This window comes from Thermococcus sp. (assembly GCF_027012695.1).
Classification (GTDB): domain Archaea; phylum Methanobacteriota_B; class Thermococci; order Thermococcales; family Thermococcaceae; genus Thermococcus.
The window spans coordinates 1-17862 of the sequence record NZ_JALUYR010000052.1; the positions used below are offsets into that span (position 1 = coordinate 1).

At 56.5% G+C, this 17862-nt stretch carries 18 protein-coding genes; 13 read left to right on the top strand and 5 right to left on the bottom strand.

The window, feature by feature from the left end; all coding sequences use genetic code 11:
• Nucleotides 1-306 precede the first annotated feature (306 nt).
• The 5 genes from MV985_RS04065 to MV985_RS04085 are packed head-to-tail and all read left to right on the top strand — an operon-like array spanning nt 307 to nt 2941.
• On the top strand, nt 307-930 hold the full coding sequence (locus tag MV985_RS04065) for a haloacid dehalogenase (protein ID WP_297463272.1): 624 nt from the start codon (nt 307-309) through the stop codon (nt 928-930).
• A gap of 22 nt (nt 931-952) precedes the next feature.
• Nucleotides 953-1540, top strand: coding sequence for an endonuclease V (locus MV985_RS04070; RefSeq protein ID WP_297463510.1), 588 nt, complete (start codon nt 953-955; stop codon nt 1538-1540).
• A complete protein-coding gene (locus tag MV985_RS04075; RefSeq protein WP_297463283.1) occupies nt 1537-2172 on the top strand; it encodes a CTP-dependent riboflavin kinase in 636 nt (211 codons plus the stop codon). The genes MV985_RS04070 and MV985_RS04075 overlap by 4 nt, the downstream gene beginning before the upstream one ends.
• A complete protein-coding gene (locus tag MV985_RS04080; RefSeq protein ID WP_297463293.1) occupies nt 2169-2690 on the top strand; it encodes a hypothetical protein in 522 nt (173 codons plus the stop codon). Before MV985_RS04075 ends, MV985_RS04080 begins: the two co-directional genes overlap by 4 nt.
• Nucleotides 2691-2731: 41 nt before the next feature.
• On the top strand, nt 2732-2941 hold the full coding sequence (locus MV985_RS04085) for a PRC-barrel domain-containing protein (protein WP_297463512.1): 210 nt from the start codon (nt 2732-2734) through the stop codon (nt 2939-2941).
• On the opposite strand, the gene MV985_RS04090 is transcribed toward MV985_RS04085, so the two are convergent.
• Nucleotides 2942-4405, bottom strand: coding sequence for a DHH family phosphoesterase (locus MV985_RS04090; protein WP_297463306.1), 1464 nt, complete (start codon nt 4403-4405; stop codon nt 2942-2944). It abuts the gene before it with no gap.
• A gap of 113 nt (nt 4406-4518) precedes the next feature.
• On the opposite strand from MV985_RS04090, the gene MV985_RS04095 reads away from it, so the two are divergent.
• Nucleotides 4519-6174, top strand: coding sequence for a hypothetical protein (locus MV985_RS04095; protein WP_297463319.1), 1656 nt, complete (start codon nt 4519-4521; stop codon nt 6172-6174).
• A gap of 90 nt (nt 6175-6264) precedes the next feature.
• Here the strand turns inward: MV985_RS04095 and MV985_RS04100 are convergent, their stop codons facing one another.
• Nucleotides 6265-7032, bottom strand: a complete 768-nt coding sequence (locus tag MV985_RS04100; RefSeq protein ID WP_297463324.1) for a hypothetical protein — start codon at nt 7030-7032, stop codon at nt 6265-6267.
• A 110-nt stretch (nt 7033-7142) separates the two neighbouring features.
• On the opposite strand from MV985_RS04100, the gene MV985_RS04105 reads away from it, so the two are divergent.
• From MV985_RS04105 to MV985_RS04130, 6 genes are all read left to right on the top strand, one after another.
• Complete coding sequence (locus MV985_RS04105) at nt 7143-7961, top strand: winged helix-turn-helix domain-containing protein (RefSeq protein WP_297463327.1); 819 nt, start codon at nt 7143-7145, stop codon at nt 7959-7961.
• A gap of 87 nt (nt 7962-8048) precedes the next feature.
• On the top strand, nt 8049-8888 hold the full coding sequence (locus tag MV985_RS04110; RefSeq protein WP_297463330.1) for a UbiA family prenyltransferase: 840 nt from the start codon (nt 8049-8051) through the stop codon (nt 8886-8888).
• Between the two features lie 57 nt (nt 8889-8945).
• The gene (locus MV985_RS04115) at nt 8946-9815 is read left to right on the top strand and encodes a DMT family transporter (protein ID WP_297463333.1); all 870 of its coding nucleotides are present in this window, start codon (nt 8946-8948) and stop codon (nt 9813-9815) included.
• Between the two features lie 263 nt (nt 9816-10078).
• A complete protein-coding gene (locus MV985_RS04120; RefSeq protein WP_297463336.1) occupies nt 10079-10651 on the top strand; it encodes a CBS domain-containing protein in 573 nt (190 codons plus the stop codon).
• A 60-nt stretch (nt 10652-10711) separates the two neighbouring features.
• The gene (locus tag MV985_RS04125) at nt 10712-12547 is read left to right on the top strand and encodes an ABC transporter substrate-binding protein (protein WP_297463338.1); all 1836 of its coding nucleotides are present in this window, start codon (nt 10712-10714) and stop codon (nt 12545-12547) included.
• A gap of 47 nt (nt 12548-12594) precedes the next feature.
• Entirely contained in the window at nt 12595-12765 is a 171-nt protein-coding gene (locus tag MV985_RS04130; protein WP_297463341.1) for a hypothetical protein, read from the top strand.
• A gap of 69 nt (nt 12766-12834) precedes the next feature.
• Here MV985_RS04130 and MV985_RS04135 read toward each other — a convergent pair whose 3' ends face one another.
• The 3 genes from MV985_RS04135 to lonB form a co-directional block, all read right to left on the bottom strand.
• The gene (locus MV985_RS04135; protein ID WP_297463344.1) at nt 12835-14175 is read right to left on the bottom strand and encodes a SufD family Fe-S cluster assembly protein; all 1341 of its coding nucleotides are present in this window, start codon (nt 14173-14175) and stop codon (nt 12835-12837) included.
• The gene (gene sufC, locus MV985_RS04140) at nt 14172-14912 is read right to left on the bottom strand and encodes a Fe-S cluster assembly ATPase SufC (RefSeq protein WP_297463347.1); all 741 of its coding nucleotides are present in this window, start codon (nt 14910-14912) and stop codon (nt 14172-14174) included. Before sufC ends, MV985_RS04135 begins: the two co-directional genes overlap by 4 nt.
• 115 nt (nt 14913-15027) lie before the next feature.
• Nucleotides 15028-16932, bottom strand: a complete 1905-nt coding sequence (lonB, locus tag MV985_RS04145; protein ID WP_297463350.1) for an ATP-dependent protease LonB — start codon at nt 16930-16932, stop codon at nt 15028-15030.
• 114 nt (nt 16933-17046) lie between these two features.
• Between lonB and MV985_RS04150 the strand changes: the two genes are divergently transcribed.
• Nucleotides 17047-17853, top strand: coding sequence for a DUF2666 family protein (locus tag MV985_RS04150; protein ID WP_297463514.1), 807 nt, complete (start codon nt 17047-17049; stop codon nt 17851-17853).
• The last annotated feature ends 9 nt before the right edge of the window (nt 17854-17862 follow it).

Genomic DNA, 17862 nt, shown 5'->3' on the forward strand with positions numbered 1-17862 from the left:
ACCACCTTTCCGGGCAGAGCCGGGTCAGTCGGTACTCTTATATAATTTTCGGCATGAAATCCCGAACTGGATATTCCTGATAGTTATGACGGAAAAGCATTAAAAACTCAGGAAAGAATCCGATGGAGTGCCCGGTGGCCCGGACCCGGGAGTGGGCTTGTGCCAGCGATGAGCGGGTGCGACGATGCCGGGCGCACAGGACCCCGCCCTCCGGACCGCCCGAGGGTGGCTCGGCCTCCGATGAAGGCCGGTGATAGGCGGGGCCCACATTTTTAAACTCCTCCACAAACTCCTCCCGGTGAGAGTATGGAACTGAGGGAGATAATTGCCAGGATTAGGGAGGTTCTCGATGAGAAGGACGCCCTAAGGGAGGAAGCGCTGAAACTGACGCGCGAGATAATACGGCTCAGCGGGGACACCGTGAAGGCCCTCCACCGGGGCGAAATAGAGAAGGCCCGCGAGAGGCTCAAAACCGCCAGACAGAAGGTAAATGAGCTTAGAGAGAAGCTCAAAGACCATCCTGACCTCTACTACACGGGCTACGTTCAGAACGCCCATCAGGAGTTCGTGGAGGCGAGCCTGTTCTTTGCGTACCTGACCGGAGAGAGGTTCCCCTCACCCGAGGAGCTGGGTGTTCCCCACGCCGACTACTCCCTCGGAGTGGGCGACTTCATAGGCGAGCTGAGGAGACACTTCCTCCTGCTCCTTCTCGACGGGAGGCTGGACAAAGCCGAGGAAACGTACCGCTTCATGGAGGAGGTTTACAACGAGCTGATGACCCTCGAGTACCCCAAGGGCCTCGTTAACGTAAGGGTGAAGCAGGATCAGGCACGGGGAATCCTCGAGAGAACGCTGGAGGATCTAACGAGGGCAAAGCTCAACGCGGAGCTCGAATCAAGGCTGGACGAGACCCTCCGGAGACTCGGGTAATAGCCAATTCGGTGATTATGTGATTAAGGAAACAAAGAATTATGGAATTCCTGAAGAAAAGCTCGAACTCCTGGCCCTTGCCCAGAGGGAGCTGGCGGAAAAGGTGGTCGAGAGGCCCCTCGACGTTTCCGAGGTGGAAACGGTTGCCGCTGTGGACGTTTCTTACAGGGGGGACCTCGCGAGATCGGCTTTCGCCCTCTGCTCCTTTTCGGAGTGCGAAATCCTGAAAACAAAGACCCTGGAAACCGGGGTAAGTGCCCCCTACATCCCAACCCACTTTTTCCTGAGGGAAACCCGGCCGATCCTCCTGGTGATTCGGGATGAGGAGTACGACGTCCTCCTGGTGGAGGGACACGGAAGGGCGCATCCTCGGGGCTACGGCCTTGCGTCTCACATAGGCATCCTCACGGGAAGGCCAACCGTTGGAGTTGCCAAAAGGCCGCTGAGGGGCGTTTCTCAGGATCTCTGGAGGAGGGTGGGAAAAGCTTATGTAAGCGTTGGCCATCTGATAGATCTGGAATCTGCCGCGGAAATCGTCGAAAGGTTGCTCGACGGTGGTTATCCCCGCCCGATGAGGATCGCGGATAGGCTCTCGAAGGTGAGAAAATGAAGAAGATAAAGCTGCTCCTTTCACTCGCCCGGAGGGGTGCGATTGGGGGAAGGGTCCCCGCCGCCCTGAGGGAACTTGCGGAGGAACTGGGAGTTTCGCCCCAGTCAATTCTCAGGCTTCTGGAGGAGATGGAAGCCGAGGGGCTGGTGGAGAGATCGGTTGTGGGGAGGAAGACCCACGTCGAGATAACCTCCCGGGGGCTGGCCTTTCTTGAGGAGCTCTGCGACGAGATATCGGGCGTCCTCTACGATGGCGTGATAGTGGGTGAGGTCGTCTCCGGCCTCGGGGAGGGGGCCTACTACGTTAAGCAGTACTCCCACCTCATGAAGGAATACCTGGGCTTTGAACCATATCCCGGAACCCTGAACATCAGGGTGCTCTTTCCAAAAACCGTCTTCGACGCCCTCTGCAACGTCAGACCTGTCATTCTCCCCGGCTTTGTGAAGGATGGTAGAACCTTCGGCGACGTGAAGGCCTACCGCGTGAGGATCAACGGGATGGAAGGGGCCCTCGTGATACCCTCCAGGACCGTTCATCCACCCAGGATAGCGGAGATAGTGGCCCCCGTTTACCTGAGAAAAGAGCTCAACCTCCGGGATGGAGACAGGATAACCGTCAGGGTCGTGAGATGATGAACTTAAAGTCCCTGCTGACCTGGGCCGGGATAGGTTCCTTCACCGGCTTTGCCATGGCGGTTCCCCTTTACTCCCTGACGGGAAACGGAAAGGCGGTTTTCGCTGTATACGCGGGGTTGCTCCTGGGGGTGATCCTCGGAAGAAAACGCAAACTTGAGCTCAGGGCCTCGGCCCTGGCCTTTCCCCTGGGTTTCCTGGCCACGACGCTTCTGGCGGCGGTCACGATGGTCACGAAACCCGGATCCCTGCCCCTGTATCTTTTGCTGGCGGTCGTGATGGGGACGATGATCATCATCGGTCCCGAGAACTACCTGGATATGTTCCTTGCACCCCTCAGCTATTTCGGAGGCTTCGCCGTTGGAATGCTGACATTCAGGGGTTATGAGCCCCTTCAGGGACAGCCGGGGGCCGTGATGGGCCTCTTTCTACTTGGAGTTATGGGCGCCACGCTGGTGTTCTTCGGGCTATTCGCCAGGTGGGCCTTCGAGGTCGCGAGGAACATACCCAGGAGGTAACGTTTAAATACGTCCATCAATAACCCGAAACGGTGGTCAAAATGGTGATGCGCCTCTCAAAGCTCTACGGCAAGCAGATTTACAACACCCGGGGCTACTACGTCGGTTACGTTGACGAAGTGCTCATCGAGATAGACAGGGGAAGGGGAAAGGTACTCGCCCTCGTGCTTCCCGGGGAGAGGGTGGGCATCCCCTACGACAGGGTTACGGCCATAGGGGACATAATCCTGGTGAAAGCGAAAGAGGAGTAATCAGCTCTCTTTAACCTTTAGGGCCTCAAGGAACTTCTCCGTTATGGCCTCCTCCGCGAGTCGGAGGAGCGAGTTCTTGTCCTTGGCGAGTTTGAATATGCCCAGGGGTATTCTGGCGCCGCCCGACTGGGCGTGACCGCCACCGCTCCCTATGTCCCCGAAGGCCTCCCTGAGAACCGCTCCGATATTGACCCTGACGTCGCGCGTCCTGGCGGAGATCTCTATCCTGTCATCAACTATACCGAAGACGAGGACGGTGGTTATGCCCTCCATCCTGAGCAGGAAGTCGGCGGACTCAGCTATAGCATCGCGGTTGGTTATGAAACCGACGTTGCTTATCAGGACGTTCTTGTAGATGCGCCTGTTGAGTATCGCTCTCGCCAGTATCTCCGCTGTCTCGGTGCTGATGTCCGGGTGCTCTATCTTGTCGAGGAGCTCGTAGTCCACCTTTCCGGCCAAGAACTCGATGGCCTTCAGATCAACGTGGCTGAGCTTTGAGAATTTCTTGGTGTCAACGTAGATGCCGTAGAAGAGTGCCGTGGCGAGAAGCGGCGACAGGGGAACGTTCAGGACCCGGAGGTACTCGGCCAGTATCGAGGAGGAGGAGTGAACCTCGGGCCTTATGTCAAGGAATGCATTGTCGGGTATGAGCTCCTCGAGGTGCTGGAGGATCTGGTGGTGGTCGATGATAATCCTTATCCTGGAGTAGTCCTCCTGATCGAGCGTCGTCAGGTTGCCATTGGGCTGGCAGTCAACGAGGGCAATGAAGGGATAGCGCTTCATCTCGTAGGACCCCCTGGTGACCCGTCTGATGTCTATGCCCAGCAGATTGACGAAGGCCCTGTTCTCGTGGTGGGTTATCTCCCCGCCGTGTACTATCTGGGTTCTAAGACCCAGGGTCTGGGCTATGACGCTCAAAGCGGCAGCGCTTGCTATAGAGTCCGGATCGGGATTGTCGTGCATGAGTATGAGCAGGGAATCACCCTCCGCCTTTAGCTCCCGCAGTTTCCTGACCAGAAGCTTTGCGTTCTTACCCTCCCCTATGATCTCAACGGTTCTAACCATCGCGTCCTTGAGGGCAACCTTGGGGGAGATCGCGTGGTCAATCCTGACATCGGTCTCGTACTCCTCCTTTATCCGGGCGATGAGCTCGTCGAGGCTGACGTCGTCCGGGAGAAGGGTTACAATGGGAATCTCCCGGTTATTGGACCTGATCACGTACACGGTTTTCTTTATCGTATCAACGTTCATCGTGGTGATTATAACCAGCTCGGCCCTGTCTATGCCGGCCTTCAGGAGGGTCGCCGTGTAGGAGAAGTCTCCCCTGACGACGTTGAAGCCGCTCTCCTCGAGGGCCTGGGCCCTGATCTCGTCGCGCTCTATTATGGTCACATCAAACTCGCCGCGAAGGGACTCGGCCACGGCCCTGCCTATGGCCCCCCCACCGAGTACCAGTACCCTCATCGTTCCCACCCTTGCACAACAATGTTTAAATACAGGCGCTGGTATACTAGGACGGTGAAGTATTCACCGGGGTTCTTTGCGCTGAGGGATATATATAGCTAATGGTGATGGGTATGCAGCTGCCCGATAAGGCTCCGCTCATCGAGAACGCAGTGGTAACCTCCAGGGAGGAGTTCAGGGAGATCCTCCAGCGCGCCCTCTCGAAGGGGGCGGGGGCGTTCCTCAAGGTGTTCGCCAAGAACAGCGGCGGCAAGTACTACATAACCGCCCTAGTGGACAGATCAAAGGTCCTCGCGGCTGAGTGCCTGCTCGTCGATACAAAGCAGAACCTCTCCGGGAACGAGGCAGTGGATGTGCTAAAGTCTTTCGTCGGCAGGCCGATGGTCGTTGACGTCTTTGACCTCGACGAGATCGAACTGAAGCTCCTCATAGCAGAGAACATCGAGGCCTACTCTTCCACCCCAAAGATCCCCCTGGCGGAACTGCTGGGCGAAGCGGTAACGGTGGATAGGGAACCCGTCCGTCCGGCGGGGATAAAGCGCGGGGAAGGGGTAAAGGGGAAGCCCGAACACACCAGGAAACCAGAGCCTGCGAGAAAACGGGCCGATTCTGGAAAGCCCGAGGTGGTCATCAACCTCTCGGGTGGCAGCATTCCGGAGAGGGCCTTCCAGTCCTATGCAGAGGCTCTCCTCAGGGAGGCGGATAGAATAAGGGGTCTCAAGGTAGAGAGGATAGAGTTCGATGCCACCGTCGGAGAGGGAGTGGTCTACCTCAACGTCAGGATCCAGGGAAGCTCCACGGGAGGTTCCAGGGGAGCGGAGATCGCCGAGAAGAGGATGCTCCACGCGGTCAGCAAGTACGCCCCCATTCTCCTCAGGGAGGCGGAAGTAAAGCCCATAATCCGGGACGTCAGCATCATCATCAACGGCCAGGAGGTGAAGCCACAGGAGATAGTGGACAGGGACAGGAAGAAAACGGGGAAGGTCACCAAGGATGGAAGGGTCATGCTCTCGGTCCTGGAGGACGTCTGGCCCTACTTCAGCGCCTTCGCCAGGACGGTTATCAACGAGGTCGAGAGTTCCGGAATAAAGGTTGATAGAGCCCACTTCGACGTTAAAGGCAGGCAGGAGTTCGAGATAAACCTCTCAATGGTCGTTGAGACGGATCTAACGGAGGACGAGGTCGTCAGGATAGTGAGGGACGTCCTTGGAAGGCATGCCAGGGAACTGGCTAGAACAATCAAGCGCTACATAACCGTTCGGAACGTTGAGGTCGAGATCGTGAGGAAGGCCGCCCCCGTGGCGCCGACGGCGGTCGAAAAATCCGGGAAAGCCGCGGAAATACTCGCCAAGAAGGAGCTCCTCGAAAGGGAGGTGGAGCAGCTACTGAAGGAGGCGGGAATAGACGAGCTCGCCATCCTGACTGAGGAGAAGAAGAAGGAAACCAGGGAGACGATGATCAGGAGCCGCATAGAGCCCGCTGTGGAGACGCTGAAGAACAGGATCCACGCGGAGCTCAAGCTCGTTCCGAGGGTGACCTTCAAGTGGCTCAAGCTCAACCACGAGGTCAGGGGCTCGACGGTTTACATAGACATCGAGGCCAGCTTTATCAAGGAAAACGTCGGGGGGCTCTTCGGCTCGTTCTCCGGCGTTTCAGAGGACAAGATAAAGAGGGACATCGAGGAAACCGTCCAGCGCATAATCCGGGAAGTGTCGAGGGAGTACGGGATCGGGATGAACCTCAGGCGTTTAAACGTGATCATCCGCTGATCCTTTTCTTTTGATCAGCACTCAAGATCTTCATCATCCTTTCGTCAGCCCTGCCTGGGTCATCATGCGGCGTTTCTAGGAAAGGAATGTTTATAAGATTGTCCTCCTGCCCCCGGGAATGGTCCGGGGAATGCCTCCCGGGAACCTCACCCCATACCTGTAGGCCCTGGGCTCGAACTGGGGGAGAGGCGACCTGATGATGTACATCTCCTCGTAGATCCCGTCCCCCTCCTTTCTGCTCGAGAACTCGATCACGTAGTCACTGAACTCAACGTTCCAGGAAAGGAACTCCCTGGAAACCCTGTCGACGCCGAGGAGGTAAAGCGAGAAGAGGCGCCTTCCGTTTATTACGTGATTTGATAGGAGACGTCGGATGAGTTTGATGCTCAGGCCCTCCCCCAGTTCGAGGGCCATTCCGTCGAGGGAGAACAGAAAGTCCACCGCCTCTGTCCTGTCGGTTCTGCTGAACATATCCTCATAAATCTGCTCCAGTTTGGGGATGTAAGTCTCCGGGTTGAAGCCGCCTATGGTGTAAACATAGCCCCCAGAACCGTTGGAGGAACCGTACTTCGAACCAAAGACGTCTATGACGAACAGGTTTCCCCTTTTCCCCTCTGCCTCAATGTCCAGTCCCGCGGATCTGGCCCTGAGGAGCAATCTCGAGAGGGGCAGGTTGTAGTTTATGAATACCCCCAGTACGCCACGGTCAATCTGGCGCTTGAGTATCCTGAAGGGAAGGGTCCAGCCGGAGGAGAAGGAGTCGTAGAGCACCAGAAAGCCTGATCCCTTAATAATGCCCCCTCCGATGGCGGCGTCAATGTGGTCAATCCCTGACGTTACAACCTGCATGCTCTCCACACCACAACCCTGTACCTCAGGGTATATAACGTTTTTGCTCTATAAAAACAAAATTGTTTCGATATAGCAAAAATTCCTGATTCCGGAAAAGTTTATTAGGAATGTTGCTGATGGGAAAGGCGAGGAGAGAAGCCATGAACCAAAACAACGTGGTTAGAATGCTTATGACGTCGGGCGTGAGGTTTAAAGTCCTCCTATCCCTCTCGGAGGGCCCGAAGACCCTCGGAGAGATATACGAGACGGTGGGTTCCACCAAGTCCACCATATCCCATGCCCTGGGAGACCTCATAGAGGAGGGACTCATAACCCAGGATCCCTCAACCAAGAGATACAGCCTGACCAACCTGGGCTACCTGGTGTTCCTTCAAATCAGAAACCTCACCGAGGCCCTGGAGGTGATCCAGGAGTTTCAGGACTTCTGGCTCACCCACGACCTCAGTGGTATTCCGGAGGAGCTTCTGATCAGAATAGGTGACCTCAGGGGCTCAAGGCTCCATGCCACGACGCCCGAGTACATAAAACCACCCCACGAGACGTACATGGAGATGATAAGGACCTCCCGGTGGATCAGGGGCGTTTCCCCCGTTCTCTTTTCCGATTACCCCAGGGAATTCCTAAACATGGCCTTTATCGGGGATGCGGACATAGAGATCGTAACCACCACCGCCGTGTACGAGAAACTCCTGGACCTCACACCTCCCGAGGTTGTCGAGAGGGTCCGGCAGCTTCCGAACGTCAGGCTCTACACCATCGAGGAGAATCCCAGGGTGGCCTTCACGGTGACGGATAAGTTCATCTCCCTGGGCCTGTTCTTTCCGGATGGAACATATGACATGATGAACGATCTCATTGGAACGGGTGAGAGGGCCAGGAGGTGGGGACTAAACCTTTTTGAACACTACCGAAGAAATGCCAGACGGGTGCTTTAGGATCCAATCAGGTTCCTCATCCTCATGAGGTATCCGTCCGGTTTTCTTAAACAGCTCCGGGAGGACGGGCACGTTCCTTCTCAGGTGATGGGGTTAGTTGGCCGTGGGTTCGGCTTCCTGATATCCACGTCCCTGTTCCTGGCCGTTAGCGGGGTTTTCAAGCTGTACTTCGCTTTTCTCCTCTATGGAATCCCCCCGAAATGGAACCTGCTGGTGGCGACTTTCTTCGTCATATTCAGCGTTTACGGGACTAACAAGCTCACCGACCTCAAGGAAGACGAAATAAACAACCCCGAGAGGGTAAGATACATCAGGCGCCTGGCCAGAACAATAAGATACGGCTCCATCCTGTCCTTCGCGGCGGCCCTGATCCTAGGTATCCTCTCAGGTCCCGAGGCCGTTCTGGTGCTGGTCTTTCCAGTTATCACGGGCTTCGTCTACAGCGTCAGGATTCTCCCGGGGCGAAGGAGGCTCAAGGACGTCACGGTGGTGAAGAACCTGATCATAGCGGGCACATGGGCCGGCGGAACGGCCCTCCTCCCCCTGGCCGCCGGGAGCGTTGAGTCCCTTAAGGTGCTCCTCGTATATTACTTCTTCTTCATAAAGAGCCTCATAAACACGGTGCTATTCGACGTCAGAGACGTTGAGGGCGACAGGCTCAGCGGTGTGGAAACAATACCCGTGAGGTTCGGACTGGCGAAGAGCAGAACTCTACTGCTCGTTCTCAACTCCACCCTGATCCCCTGGCTCCTGATGGCAGCGCGACTGGGCTACTTCCGGGAGTACCTTTCCGTTCTCCTCTTCTCGATCCTCAACGGCTACGCTTACATCCTGTACTTCACAAGGAGAACCCGGCCCGGGAAGGCTCTCGATCTCTGGGTGGACGGCGAGTGGATCTACACCGTCGCACTGGCCCTGCTTTCCTGAGTTATTCGTTCCCCATCGAAACGTTAAGTTTTTAAGCTGAATGTCTGGCCAACCTCCATGCAGCCAACGGTAGCGGGTATCCTGATGGCGCTGCTCTCGGCCGCGGCATGGGCGATCTCCACGGTCCTGATAAAGGCCGGCATGAGGGACAAGAGCCCGGTGACCGTAAACATCGTAAGGCTTTACATAGTCTCGGTTCTCTTCGCAGTGATCCTGGGTATCACCGGTCGCCTCCACAGGGTGCTCTCCCTGCCACCTCTCCTCCTGGGAATCGCTTTCCTTTCGGGTGTTTTGGGGTTCGTCGTGGGGGACTACTTCTACTTCCATGCCCTCAGGAGGATGGGAGTTTCAAGAACGGTCCCCATAACCTCCACGTACCCCCTCTGGACGATGCTCTGGGCCTTCCTCTTCCTTGGAAGGAGTGTAAGTCCCAGGGTTGTGGTGGGGGCGATCATGGTGGTGGCTGCGATAATCATCGTGAAACGGGCCGAGGAGAAAGAGCAGGCCGATCCGCGGGGATTCATCTACGCGCTCCTCGCCCCGATATCCTGGAGTCTGGCGATACTTCTGATGGACTGGCTGACAGGCTACGTGGATGTCCTGACCCTCTCGGGCATAAGGATGATATTCGCGACCCTTGCCATTTCCACCCTTCTCCCGCGCTACCTTCCCGAGCTGAAGAGGATAACCCCCGGGGAGCTGCTCCTTCTGGCGGGGGCGGCCGTGAGCGGTCTTCTGATCGGCCAGTACACCTTCGTTTACTCAGTTGATCTCGTGGGTTCCGAGATAGCCGCCCCGGTTTCCGCCATAAACCCCGTGATCGCGTCCGCCCTCGCCGTGGTCTTTCTGGGGGAGAAGCCCGGGAGGAGGATAATCGAGGGGCTCCTTCTGGCGGTTATAGGGGTGATACTTATCTCAACCGCCTGAGGGTCATGTTTTTAAATCTGCATGGGCTAATCCCAATCGCCGACAGCGGGGGGACAATCGTCTCCTCGCTCGGGCTCGGTCAACCCGCCTCCGCGAGGTATCGGGTTCCGTGAGCGGAGCGTGCTCACGCCGAGCCCACAGGGCCGGGAGCATCCACCCGCGCGACTAATGACCGCGGGGCTCTGTGCCCGGCCCACACTTCGATGCCCTTCTGAGGAAGACTTATAATGACCAAAACCGGGATTGATAACCGGTGGTTATGAATGGTGACAATACCCCGGCCGATTGATCCCAGGGAGATACGCCGAATCAGGAAGGAGCTGGGCATAACCCAGGAGGAGCTGGCGAAGAGGGCGGGGGTTACTCAAGCGTACATAGCGAAGCTCGAAACCGGGAAGGTGGATCCCAGGCTCTCGACATTCAACCGCATCCTCCAGGCCCTCCTGGAGTGCAAGAACGCCCGGCTAAGGGCCAGGGACGTCATGTCCTCCCCGGTTCTCTCGGTAAAACCCTATGACCGCGTCGGGGAGGTTATAAAGCTGATGAACAGGCACAATATCTCCCAGGTTCCGGTGATAGCGGGCAACAAGGTCGTGGGCTCGATAACCGAGAAGACTCTGGTGCGCAAGAGTCTCGAGTATGAGGACATCTACGACCGAAAGGCGATGGAAGTGATGGAGGAACCGTTCCCGATAGTCAGTGAAGACGAGGATCTGGAGGTTGTTAAGTACCTTCTTGAGGAGCATCCCGCTGTACTCGTCCAGGACAGGGAGGGCAGGATAGCGGGCATAATAACCCGCGTTGACATCTTCCGAATGGACAGGGAGCGGGAGTGATCAACAACCTTATAAACCACCGGCCCGACCACCACTGGACAAATAATCCAGGTGGTCGGCATGAGAAGAACCGCACTTTTCATAATACTGCTCCTCGTGGGAGCGGTGATTGCCAGCGGGTGCATAGGAAGTAAAACCACCCGGTCCAGCACCCCAGTTGCCTCACCCGAAACGCCCTCCAGTGTGGAACCATCAACGACCCCGGAGACCAGTATGTCCAAATACCCAATAACGATCACCGACTTCGCCAACAGAACGGTCACAATCGAGAAGGAACCGAAAAAAGTTGTCACCCTTGCTCCGAGCATAACCGAGGACCTCTACTACCTCGGACTCTTCAACAGGGTGGTCGGCGTCACCGACTACGATGACTTTCCGCCGGAGGTCCGCAACATCACCCGCGTTGGAGGCTACGGCAAGTACGCCAACCTTGAGATCATAGCATCACTCCAGCCCGATCTGATACTGGCAGACGGCTACTCCATGCCAATACTCAGCGAGCTCGAGAAGATAGCACCCGTTGTCATCGTTGACCCCCATGGCATTGACGACATACCCGGGGCGCTCGAACTCCTTGGAAAAATCTTCCACGCCGAGGAAAACGCGAAAAGAGTTATAAGCGAGTTCAACTCCAGCATCGAGGAGATAAGCTCCGCCGTCAAAGACTATCCCAAGCCCGGCGTTTTCTACATCGTCTGGAACGACCCGCTAATGACGGCCGGCGGTGACACCTTCATAAGCGACGTGATAGAGCTTGCCGGGGGAAGGAACATCTTCAACGACACCACCGGCTGGCCGGCGGTCAGCCCGGAGCAGGTCATCGAGAGGAACCCGGACGTGATAATCCTCACTCCCCACTGCGGCATGACCGTTCAGGACGTTTACAACGGGCCCCTCGCCACCACGAAGGCCGCAAGAGAAGGAAAGGTATACGTCATTGAGAACGAAAATGATCTGATCCACCCAAGTCCGAGGGTCGTGAAGGGTCTGGAGACCGTCGCCAGGCTCCTCCACCCCGAGGCCTTCAGGGTAAGCTATCCGCTAACCGTAACGGATTTCGCGGGGAGGAAGGTTACAATCGAGAGGGAGCCCCAGCGTATAGTCAGCCTCGCACCGAGCATAACCGAGACCCTCTTCTACATAGGTGCCGGTGACAAGGTCGTTGGCGTCACCGACTACGATGACTTTCCGCCGGCAGTGAAGAACATCACCCGCGTTGGAGGCTACGGCAAGTACGCCAACCTTGAGATCATAGCATCACTCAATCCGGACCTCATCGTAGCGGACGACTTCTCGATGAGCATCCTCGACAGCCTGGAGAAGATAGCACCCGTTATCATAGTGAGCCCGAAGAGCATTGATGACATTTACAGGAAGATAGAGCTCCTCGGAAAGGTCACCAACCGCGAAGAGGGCGCCAGAGAGGTCATCGCCGAGATGAAGGCGAGGGTGAACTACGTCAGGTCAATGGTTGAAGGAAAGCCGAAGGTGAGGACATTCTTTATCCTGAGCTACTACAACGGCTACTGGACCGCCGGGAATGGAACCTTCATCAACGACCTCATAAACCTCGCGGGCGGGGAGAACGTCTTCGCTGATTTCACCGGCTGGGGCGTCGCCAGCGAGGAGCAGATAGTGGCGAGGAATCCCGAGGTCATAATAATCTCGCCGAACTCTGGTATCAAGCCGGAAGACCTGTGCTCCGGACCGCTTTCGAGCGTTGACGCCGTGAAGAGCGGCCGCGTTTACGTGCTCAGCGACGAGGATCTCGTTGTAAGGCCCGGACCCAGGATAGTGTACGGGCTCGAGGAGATAGCCGAGTACCTCCATCCTGAGGCCTTCAACTACCAGCCCCAGCCTCTGGTCTGCAACGCGACTTCATCCGCTTCCGGCTGAGGGGACAGGGTTAAAAGTCCCCTCCCCTATTTTTTCCCGGTGGGAGCATGAAGAAAAGGACGTTTTACCGGATCCTGCTGGCGGTGGTGCTGGTTCTCACCTTCGTTTACACCCTGGGTGTGCTGGGCGTGGTTCCCTTCGAGTGGAGCTACTACATCACGATCTTCATGATAGTCCTGTTCTTCTACCTCAGGCTCGACAAGAGGTGGGAGAACTAATAGAGCCTCTGCAGGCTCTTGATCAAAAGGCATGACGGGAAAAGTGGTTTACAAGAAAAAAGAAGGGGATCACATGCCCCCGCTGACGGCAAGCTCTATTATCTTCCTTATCTCAACCAGGAACTCCATCGGGATGTCCTTGAGCATCGGCTCGAGGAAGCCCTTGACGATGAGCTGTGTGGCCTTCTCCTCGTCGAGGCCACGGCTCATAAGGTAGAAGAGCTCTTCCTCGCGTATCTTGCCTATCGCAGCTTCGTGGCTCAGCTCGGCATCGTCAACCTTACTCACCAGTCCTGGATAGGTCTCCATCACCGCTTTGTCGCTCATGAGCAGGGCGTCACAGCTTATGTGGCCCTTGGTTTTAGGTGCCTCGGCCGTTATTACCCCGCGCGTTATGACGGTGCTCTCGTCCATTATCACTGCCTTGCTGGCGTTTATCCCGGCGGCGCCCCTACCCTGAAGGAACATCCTGCCACCGAGGTCAATGTAGAAGTCCTTCTGGCCGAGCAGAATGCCGTTCAGCTCGACGTAGCCCTTCTCGTCAACCCAGTAGTGCGGGTCGCCTATGTTGCTCTTCCCGGAACCGAGGGTAACTGTCGTGTTGATGAAGCGCGCGTTCTTTCCTATCTTTGCCCTCGTCATCGGCCTCGTGTGAACGTACTCCGGCCAGTTCTGTAAAACCGTGAGCTGGCCCCTCGCGTTCTCGTGGAAATACGCCTCCGTCATGTCGAGGTGGAGCGAGTGCCTCGTGAGTACCGGGGAGGTGCAGCCCTCTATGAGGTGGAACTCCGTGTTTTTCTCGGCTATGATGATTATGTGCGGCGCCTGAGCTAAAGCACTCTCCTGGATGAGGAAGAACAGGTGAAGCGGGAACGGGACCTTGAGGCCCTCCTTGACGTGGAGGAAGATTCCGCCGTTCCATATGGCGGTGTGGTAAGCTGTCAGCTTGCTCTCGTCAACGCGGAACAGCCTGAGGAAGTGCTGCTTCACGATATCAGGATACTTTCTAACGGCCTCCTCGGTCGGGAGGACGATAAGACCCTTCTTCTCCCACTCCTTGAGGAACTGGTTGTAGATAACCCCTGTGTCGGTCTGAACCGCCAGTCCCGCCAAGTATTTCTGCTCTACCTCGTCTATGCCCAGTTTGTCCAGCAGGGCCTTCATCTCAGGTGGGAGATCATCCAAGCTCTCGATCTTCTCAGGGATTCCCTCAACCTCAGGTTTGGCTATGAACTGGAGGAGTTCCTCCTCGCTTATTACCGGGTCCCTGTGGGGTGCCCTCTCAAAGGCTTCTAAGCCTTTGTACCTCAGCCTCGTCATCCACTCCGGTTCCCTGTTCCTCCTCGCGAGCTCCTCGATCTGCATCCTTATGATCTCCTTGGCGTCGCGCATTGTTATCGTCTCGGTCATGCTCCCACCTCCTCGAATATACCGGCGAATCCCTCTCTGTCAATCCGGTCAACGAGTTCGCCGGAACCGGTCTTCACTATCTTCCCGTCCTTCATCACGTGAACCCTGAGCTTCTCCCTGTCGAGATGACCAAGGATCCTGCCGTAGTGGGTGATGAGGAGTATCGCGGTTCCCTTCCTGTGAAGCTCCTCTATTTTCCTGCTGATAACACTGAGCGAATCCACGTCAACGCCGCTGTCCGGCTCGTCCAGGATGAGCAGTTTGGGTTCGATGAGGATCGCCTGGAGGAGTTCAAGCCTCTTCCTCTCACCGCCGGAGAATCCGACGTTGAGGTAGCGGTGCAGATCCTCCTCCCTGAACCACAGCTCCTTTGCCTTCTCCACGATCAGGTCGTAGGCTTCAACCGGATCCATCCCCTTGAGCTCGATGAGAACGTGCTGGAGGAACTCGATTATCTTAACCCCCTCGACCTCAGGCGGGACCTGGAATGCCAGAAGGATGCCCTTCCTGGCCCTCTCGTCCGGACCGAGTTCCTGTATCTCATCGCCCTCGAAGAGTATCCGACCGTCGGTGACCTCGTATTTTGGATGCCCAGCTATGGTGAGTGCAAGCGTTGACTTTCCCGAACCGTTCGGTCCCATTATCACATGAAACTCTCCGCTTCCAACGGAGAGATCAACGCCCTTCAGGATCTCCCTGTCTTCGACCGAAACGTGAAGGTTCTCAACTTTGAGCATTATCTCACCTCCATGGGTAACGTAAATGGGACGTTTTTTAAGCATTACTGGACATGGGTGTGAATCAGCGGAGTCGGGACAGCCCAAGAACAGGGTGTGTGAAAAAAGAGGAACCTCAGGATGAGAGGGGCAGGGTCTCCTTTATGCGCCTGAGGAGTTCCTTCTTCCTGTCGGTGTCCTCGAGGGCAATCTCGAGAACCTGATCAATCGTCTCAACCGGGTAAATCTCTATTTTATCTGCCTTGTCCTTGCTCAGGAAGACATCCTTCTCGTTGGCCTTGGGGATGATAACCTTCTTTATCCCGGCCTCAATGGCGGCCTCTATCTTCGGCGTTGCCCCTCCAATGGGGAGTACCTCACCGAGAACGCTCAGCGAACCGGTCATCGCGACATCCTGTCTTATCGGTATGTTTTCCAGGGCGGATATGACCGCGGTGGCAACGCTTATGCTGGCTGAATCACCCTCAACGCCCTCGTAAGTTTGAAGGAACTGGACGTGGATGTCGTATCTGCTGATGTCCTCGCCCTTGTAGCGCTTGATTATCGCGGAGACGTTCTGGACAGCTTCCTTGGCTATCTCACCGAGCTTTCCAGTGACGATTATCTTCCCTTCCTCCTTGCTCGCTGCCGGAGCAACGGCTGCCTCTATCGGCAGGACTATACCGCTCTGCTCACCTATGACGGCTAAACCGTTTACCCTCCCCACCTGGCTTCCCTCGGTTCTTATGACCTGATACTCCTTCTTTCTCTCGATGTACCAGTCGGCGAGCTGCTTCTCCAGGGGTTTTGCCATTCTTATTGCCTCGAGGACGTCCGCCCTCTCAACCAGCTTCTTGCCCTTCTTAACCGCTATGTCCCCGGCGGCCCTTACGATACCGCCAAGGTCACGAAGGCGGAGCGTGAGGTGGCCCTTTCTTCCCGCCCTCTTCTGGGCCTCCCTGACTATCTCCTCAACCGCGCCCCTGGTGAAGTGGGGTATCTTGCCGTCGCGCTTTACCTCCTGCGCAACGAACTGGACGAGCTTCTTCCTGTTCTCTATCGTGTCCGGCATGGTGGTGCGCATGTAGACCTCGTAACCGTAGCCCCTTATGCGCGAGCGCAGAGCCGGGTGCATCTTCTCTATCGTGTCAAGGTTTCCGGCCGCGACGAGCACGAAGTCGCAGGGGACAGGTTCGGTTCTGACCATCGCACCGCTCGACATCTCGCTCTGGCCGGTTATCGGGAACTTCTTCTCCTGCATCGCGGTGAGGAGGCTCTGCTGCATTTTGAGGCTCAGCGTGGCTATCTCGTCTATGAACAGGACGCCCTTGTGGGCGCGGTGTATCATGCCGGGCTCAACCCTCTCGTGGGCCGGCGTGCCGAGTCCACCGCTCTGGAACGGGTCGTGTCTCACATCACCAAGGAGCGCTCCGGCATGGGCGCCGGTTGCGTCTATAAATGGCGCCTTCTTTCTGCCGCAGTTGTCCACCAGGAGCTTTGGAACCAGAACTGAGGTCTTGAGGCGCATGTTGGAGAGGGCCATTATGGTGAGTATTATGACGAAGAGCCCCATCAGAAGGGTGGTCGCCGAGAACTGGAGGAACAGGGCGAGCATGACTGTGAACATGACAAAGAGCAGGATGTAGGATTTTATGTTCTCCTGTCCCTTGGCCTTCTCGCGGTACTTTTCGACTATCCTCCTGCCCTGGCAGGCCGGGACGGTCTTTATCTTGGGCATGTTCTCGTCCTCGGGATTCGGGAAGACGAGTATATCCTCGAGGTTTTCCGTCGGGAGAAGCTCCGCCATCGCCTGACCGAGCATTGACTTCCCAGTACCCGGCTCACCGATGAGAAGAACGTGCCTCCTCTGGTTGGCGGCGGTTTTGATGACCTCGACGGCGTGCTCCTGGCCTATGACCTGATCTATGAGCCTCTCGGGAACCTTTATCTCCTCGGTGGTCTTGAAGTCCACGCCCAGCTCGAGGTTCTCACCGTACTCCCGGGGGGCCGGTGCCTTCTCAACCTTCCCTTCCTCCCCCATCTTGAGTCCCTCTTTTTTACTCTAGCACACCATCACCGGGGCGATTTATAACTTTTTTGAGATACCGAGAAAAAGCTAAAATAGTCCCCCGATCAAGGGAAAACGGTGGATGTCATGAAGATGGAGGATCACATAGTGTTCACAGCAAAGCACGGGGAATGGAAAGTTGCGGACAGACTCACCGAGATGGAGCCCCGTAGGATAGCCCACTTCACGGCGGGCGTTTCCAACACGGTGAACCTAAGGATACCAGGCTATCTCACGGGGGTTATGGACGTCGGGAAAATAGAGGAAGTCGCGGGAGAACTGTCCAGGAAGGATCTGGCCGAAACAATAACCCTCCTGAAGTCACCCGGAACCGCCAGGAAGCTCGGCAACCTCGTCTTCGAGAATGACAAAAAGCTCAGGAAACTCCTGGTCGAGGTGGCCCGGGCCCTGCTCGTCAGAAGTACCCTTGCCGAAAGGGTTCCGATCGAATATCCCGAGGGACCGCTGGAAGGTGTTAGGACGGAGTTTCCCTACGAGGAGGACCACGTCAACTTCACTGCCTTCCATCCCCGGGGCAATCCACCCTGGAAGGCCGTCAGAAGGCTGATAATAGACGAAAGGACGCCGATGGAGGATGTTGCCAGGGTCCTCGCGGCCATAAACGAGAGCATTACCCTGAAACTTCCCCTGTACGCCGGAATAAACCTCGGGGGCATCGAGGCCTGGTTTGGCGAGTTCAAAAAGGTGAAGAAGGCAGACATACCGAGGGTAGTGGAACGGTACCTGGAGTTCCCGGCGGAGGACCACGCTCCGGAAGAGTTCACCGAGCACGCGCGCGTCTATGCACTGAGAAAGGCCCTCGAGAAGATAGGCCTTCCGCTGGACGTTCCGGCCAAGAGCCTTGAGAAGTACCTGGAGAAGAAGGCGGGATGATGAGGCCGA